This window comes from Arthrobacter sp. H20 (assembly GCF_000520515.1).
GTDB lineage: Bacteria > Actinomycetota > Actinomycetes > Actinomycetales > Micrococcaceae > Arthrobacter_D.
The window spans coordinates 50485-56224 of sequence record NZ_KI914759.1; the positions used below are offsets into that span (position 1 = coordinate 50485).

Sequence of the window (5740 nt, forward strand, 5' to 3'; positions counted from 1 at the left end):
CAGTTCTCGCCCCGCCAATTGCAGCGAAGTTGGTGTCGCGAATGAGGGCACCGGAACCGCCCCCGCTGTCGCCGCGCGAACGCGAGGTGCTCCAGTGCGTTGCCCAGGGGTTGAGCAACCCCGACATCGCAGCGAGACTCCATATTGCCGAAACCACGGTGAAGACCCATCTCCTGAGGGTCTTCGCCAAGCTAGATGTCGACGACAGGACACGGGCGGTGGTGGTGGCGATGGAACGCGGGATCCTGAACGGCCACGCCTCCGGCGGGAGATAGGGTCCCTCCTGCCAAAGTGTGTTTAGAATCATAGCTGAGCTCAATGGGGCGCTCTAACCTGTCTTCACTCCCCACAGCAAGGACCCAGCTCCACATGAAAATCGGAATCCTCACCAGCGGCGGCGATTGTCCTGGACTCAACGCGGTGATCCGTGGAGCAGTCCTCAACGGCATCAAAACGCACAATCTGGAGTTCGTCGGGTTCCGCGACGGCTGGCGTGGAGTGGTCGAAGGCGACATCATTGACCTGCCCCGGCAGGCCGTCCGGGGCATCTCCAAACAGGGCGGCACCATTCTTGGTACCTCCCGCACCAACCCCTTCGAGGGGAACGGCGGACCGGACGCGATCAAGGCAACCCTTGAACGGCTGGGCATCGACGCGATGATAGTGATCGGCGGTGAGGGAACGCTCGCTGCCGCCAAGCGACTCACTGATGCCGGCCTGAAGATCGTCGGAGTGCCGAAAACCGTCGACAACGATCTCGACGCCACCGATTACACCTTCGGCTTCGACACGGCTGTACAGATTGCCACTGAGGCCATCGACCGGCTGCGGACCACCGGCGAGTCGCACAGCCGATGCATGGTGGCCGAGGTGATGGGGCGCCACGTGGGCTGGATTGCCCTGCACGCCGGGATGGCATCCGGAGCGCACGCCATCCTTATCCCGGAACAGCAGACCAGCGTGGAACAGATTGCCGAGTGGGTTACCGAGGCCAACGACCGCGGGCGCGCACCACTGGTGGTGGTGGCTGAAGGTTTTGTCCCTGCGCATCTGGACCAGGCCCATTCCGAGCGCGGGCTGGACACCTTCGGCCGCCCACGGCTCGGCGGTATCGCCGATCAGCTGGCGCCGGAAATCGAAGCCCGCACTGGCATCGAAACCCGCGCAACAGTGCTGGGACATATTCAGCGCGGCGGGGTTCCGTCAGCCTTCGACCGGGTGCTGGCAACCCGCCTCGGCATGGCGGCCGTGGACTCAGTGGTGGACGGGCTCTGGGGCACCATGGTGTCCCTGCACGGCACGGAAATTGCGCGGGTGGGCTTCGACGCTGCCCTGGGTAACCTGAAGCGGGTTCCCCAGCACCGGTATGACGAAGCAGCCATCCTTTTCGGCTAACGTTGCCTAGATGGAAATCGATCCCGGCACTGTTTCAATCATCCAACTCGGGTGGTCCAGGCTCCTGAAACTCGACGATACGGCGTTCGCTGACGCGGCGGGTGAGCGGCTCCACCGCAGGGACGACGACGCCGAGGTGCTGACTTTTGTGCGGCTCTTCGGACAGGAAGCCCTGGTGGGCCCCGGCTGGGCTATTGACGCTGCCACCGGGTTCGACGGTGAGGTCCTTGCGCGTCATTCGACCCTCCTGCGCCTCACCCGGGACCATGGCGGACGCGGACTCGGGGAGGCGAATCTATTCTTCTGCGACAGTCTTCCCACCCTTGAACACCGCGACGACGGTGCAGTGAGCGACGAGCCGGCCTTCGCGCTCGAGCTGGAGCGGCTCTGCCCGCCTGACGACACCGCCGAGGTGGGACTGAGTTCGCTGGAGCATCAGAGCATCCTGGTCGACGACTCGAACACTCCCCCACTGCCCTTCGCGGGCGCCGGGTACGACATCTGGGGTGGAATCCTGGCCCATCTGGGAGTGCTCACCGCCCCTGACCGGCGTGGGCAGGGGCATGCGACCTTCATCGCCAAGGTGGCCGTCGAGGACGCCATGGCAGCGGGTCTGATCCCGCAGTGGCGTGCGCGCACCGACAATACTGCTTCGATCAGGACGGCACTGCGCGCCGGCTTCATCGGGTGCGGCAGCCAGACGAGCGTGCTGCTGCCTGGCCGAGGCTAGGCCCTGCTGAACAGGTCGAGCATCTCCTGGCGCTTGAACATGTCCGCCGTCTGCCGCGCGGTGGGCTGGCCCTGATCGGGGTCAGCTCCAGCGCCCACCAGTACCTCAGCTACCGCTGTGTACCCTTTGAACGCCACGCCTGCCAGGGGTGTCTGGTCTTTGTCATTGACAGCGTTGACGTCAACCCCACGGCCGGCCAGATCAGCGACGATACCGGCATGTCCGTGATAGGCGGCCAGCATCAGCAGGCTGTCGCCTGCACCGTTGGTCAGCGTCGCCGGCACACCCGCGTCGAGGTACCGGCCGAGGGTAGCTGCGTCGCCCGTGCGGGCGGCATCGAACAACTGGTACGCCAGCTCGATGGCCTGTTCGGCATCACGATCAGTGGCACTGGTCTCGGGTCCGGTGGTGGTCACTGTTTTCTGCGTCCTTTCAGGAAGCCTGTAGCCCGCCCCACTACTTGACCGGCGTCGGGCGCCACAATGATTTCCTGTGCTGCGGGGTACACCTCATCGCCGTCCTGCACCACCAGTTCAGCCAGCGGATCAACCGATCGTTTGACCACAGCGAGCGCTATTGCGCCCATCTCATAATGCTGTGCCACCGAGGTCACTGTGCCGACCGTGCGTCCGCCAGCGACGACGGCGCTGCCCACCGCTGGCAGGGTGTGTTGGCTTCCGTCCAGTTGCAGGAAGACCAGACGGCGCGGCGGGTGTCCCAGGTTGTGCACCCGGGCCACTGTTTCCTGCCCCTTGTAGCAGCCCTTCGACAGGTGGACAGCGGTACGGATCAGATCCAGCTCATGGGGGATGGTCTTCTCGTCGGTTTCCGCACCGGCCCGCGGACGCCAGGCGGCCACGCGCAATGCTTCGGACGCCATCGCCCCGGCCAGGCCCAGTCCATGTCCAGCGAGCCCGGCGACCGTGTCGGCGAGCTCAGCCCGGGGTATCACGTATTCGAACCAGGGCCGCTCACGCCCGGGGTGGTCTTCCTCGGTCACTACCGAGTAGCCATACCCGCCCTCGGCGATCCTTGGCCACGGATCCACCCACACGGTCTGTTCCTTCAGCGCCTCAACCGGTCTGACTGAACCGAGCACCGCCCAGGCCTCTGACACGTCGGCAATTTCAACCCTGAGCATGAACTTCATCCGGTCCAGCCATGCGGCCAGGCCAGCTGCCTCGAGTCCTTCGACGATCAGCCAGGTGGTGGTCCCGTCGTCGACCACGCGGGCGTCGTACTCGATGCGGCCCTGCACGCTGAGCAGGAGCGTTTCGGAGCTGTCGCCCGGTTGCAAACCCAGCAGAAGCTGGGAGGAGAGGGTGTTCAGCCAACTCAGGCGGTCGGGGCCGGTGATCGTTACGATGCCTCGGTGGGACAGGTCGACGACGGCGGTGCCGCGGGCCAGGGCTCGCTGCTCCCTGAAGGGATCGCCGTAGTGGGAGGCTGTGCCCTCATCGGGTGCGCCAGCAGCGACGGCGCCGGGTAGGGATAGCAGCGGGCTGAGATAGGTCATGATGATGTCAACGCGTCCTTAGGCTGGCCGTATTCCTTGGCCCCTGCCGTCGGGGCGGGACTGGTCAGGATTCTTTCTTGAGAATTGCCGACGCGTGGGCTTTCAGCGGCTGGCCTTCGGCCGCCACGTCCCACCGCCAGTAGAGGTCCCCGTCCACCAGGCCATACAACCGGGTGGCAGCTGTGTACTCCTTGGAGTTTTGTCCGCGCATCACGAGATCGGTGCTGAGCTGGATCTGTGGGCCCTTGATCACCCCGTAGTACAGTTCGGCGATCCCGCCGGGATGCACGATTGTCGCAGTGATGTCGAACCCATCTTCAGGGTTGCGAAGCTGTTCCACCTCGTCAGCGCTCTTCAACGCCGGGACTATATCGGCGGGTTCAAGCCCCGGGCCGCCGTCGGCGTCGTTGAGTTTGCGGTCCAGGGCCCAGAACCCTGTTTCCACCGAGAGTGGACGGAGGCGGGCACCTTGCTCATCGGTGAGCCAGCTCTCAGCCGTGTACTGCAGGTACGGGAGGCCGTTTTGGGAAAAGGTGACACGCTGTTCAAAATGCTCCGACTCGGACGCACCCTCGCCGAGGCGTCCGGAACCCTTCCAGACACCCATGAGCCAGGACAGCGGCACTAACTCTGGGGTGAGGTCGGTGGGAATCTCAAAAGACATGGTGAGGAGGCAGCCTTACTTCTGGCCCTTGTACAGGCGTGTGATCACCAGCGCCGCTACTCCGGCCATTGCCAGGGAGGCGAGCACCAGCAGTCCAATGAAGAAGATTTCAAGCGCAAGAATCGACATGCGTCCATCCTAACGCGACGGGCCAGCAGCTCTCGACGCAGGCATGGCTACGATGCGGCGCGGCCGGGTGCCACGCACGCCTCAGGCGGTGAGCAGCTTGCCCAGGAAGTAGACAAGCGAGCCGATCACGAGGATAGGCGCGACGCCGATGGCCAGGGCAGCTGGCACGCTAACGGGCGCCTCACGAGCGAGGAGGAGGCGGCGGGCGCACACCACTACCGCTCCAGCGACTGCCCCAAGAATGCCTGCCGCAAGGGCCGGAACGTCGGTGAACAGCATGGCACCCAGGGGGCCGGCGGTCGCGGCCAGCGCTGTTCCGAGCGGCGCAACAATCCGGTCTGGCCAGGGCAGCAGCGACGCGGCCAGCGCAATCACTACGCTGATCCCGGTAACCAGCATCATGCCGGTGTTCCCTGCGTTGACTGTCAATTGGTCGGCTGCCACCCAGCCGGAGGCGAGGCAGACCAGAAAAACTCCCACTCCCGCCCCGAGGATTGACTCAAGGCGGTGGCTTTGGCCGGTGCCCCTGAACAGTTGAATGAGAAATATCCCGCCAAGGCCAAGGGCTGCAGCGATAGGCATCCACCGCATGTAGTCGGTGCCAGGGGCGATGAAGGCGGCAGCTGTGGCAGCGAGTGCGCTGAGCGCGATGACTGTTGACTGGCTCTTTTTTGCGGGGACGCCGAGCACGTGGGGCCAGCCGATGGCAGCGACCAGGATCAGCACGGCAGTGACCGATGCTACAGCGATGAGGGAGACGTAGGAGGCAGCCACCACCGAAGTGACGGCCGCTGCCGCCGCGGCGGCCACAATCCATATCCTCACCCCAGCAATACTGCCCTACCGCCCCGACAAGTGAAAACGAGGTTCCGGGTGCGACGCGTCACACCCGGTATACTTGACCAGATCTGCAAGGGCTGCGACGGCGACTCTTTACCCCGCATGCCCAACACAGCCCGCCCGATGATGCGCGTCCAATTATATGGAGGACATATGCCGCACATCTTGATGTTGACGAATAGCCCCGGATCCTCGGTGGGTGTGCTTCCAGCGCTCGAATTACTGAACCACAAGGTCCACATACTGCCCGCTGAACCGACAGCGCTGCTGGAGACCGAACCCTGCGATGTGGTGATGGTGGACGCCCGCAAAGATATGGTCGGAGCCCGTTCTCTCACCCAGCTCCTGAAGGCCACCGGTTTGAGCGCCCCGCTGATGCTGGTGCTCACCGAGGGTGGGATGGCTGCGGTGGCCGCCAACTGGCTGGCGGACGACGTCGTCCTGGATTCCGCTGGGCCCGCCGAGG

At 64.6% G+C, this 5740-nt stretch carries 7 protein-coding genes and 1 pseudogene; 4 read left to right on the plus strand and 4 right to left on the minus strand.

Translation table 11 applies throughout. From position 1 onward, the window contains the following. The 3 genes from Y703_RS23250 to Y703_RS0116310 form a co-directional block, all read left to right on the plus strand. Positions 1-275 (plus strand): response regulator transcription factor (locus Y703_RS23250; protein WP_035765677.1); only part of this gene is annotated, 275 nt, incomplete at its 5' end. A gap of 94 nt (positions 276-369) precedes the next feature. After that, positions 370-1395, plus strand: coding sequence for a 6-phosphofructokinase (locus Y703_RS0116305; RefSeq protein ID WP_026553564.1), 1026 nt, complete (start codon positions 370-372; stop codon positions 1393-1395). A gap of 10 nt (positions 1396-1405) precedes the next feature. After that, on the plus strand, positions 1406-2125 hold the full coding sequence (locus Y703_RS0116310; RefSeq protein ID WP_026553565.1) for a GNAT family N-acetyltransferase: 720 nt from the start codon (positions 1406-1408) through the stop codon (positions 2123-2125). Here Y703_RS0116310 and Y703_RS0116315 read toward each other — a convergent pair. The 4 genes from Y703_RS0116315 to Y703_RS0116335 all read right to left on the minus strand — a co-directional run bounded on the left by Y703_RS0116315 (position 2122) and on the right by Y703_RS0116335 (position 5259). Continuing rightward, positions 2122-2541 carry an ankyrin repeat domain-containing protein gene (locus tag Y703_RS0116315; protein ID WP_026553566.1) on the minus strand — a complete coding sequence of 140 codons (420 nt, stop codon included), beginning with the start codon at positions 2539-2541 and terminating at the stop codon, positions 2122-2124. The genes Y703_RS0116310 and Y703_RS0116315 overlap by 4 nt on opposite strands. After that, positions 2538-3641, minus strand: a complete 1104-nt coding sequence (locus tag Y703_RS0116320) for a CAF17-like 4Fe-4S cluster assembly/insertion protein YgfZ (protein ID WP_026553567.1) — start codon at positions 3639-3641, stop codon at positions 2538-2540. Before Y703_RS0116320 ends, Y703_RS0116315 begins: the two co-directional genes overlap by 4 nt. Before the next feature lie 64 nt (positions 3642-3705). Continuing rightward, positions 3706-4305 (minus strand): nitrobindin family protein, encoded by a 600-nt coding sequence (locus Y703_RS0116325; RefSeq protein ID WP_026553568.1) that lies wholly within the window; start codon positions 4303-4305, stop codon positions 3706-3708. A 210-nt stretch (positions 4306-4515) separates the two neighbouring features. Continuing rightward, on the minus strand, positions 4516-5259 hold the full coding sequence (locus tag Y703_RS0116335) for a hypothetical protein (RefSeq protein WP_035765679.1): 744 nt from the start codon (positions 5257-5259) through the stop codon (positions 4516-4518). A gap of 168 nt (positions 5260-5427) precedes the next feature. On the opposite strand from Y703_RS0116335, the pseudogene Y703_RS20465 reads away from it, so the two are divergent. After that, positions 5428-5740 (plus strand): annotated as a pseudogene (locus Y703_RS20465) (DNA-binding response regulator); the annotation flags it as partial.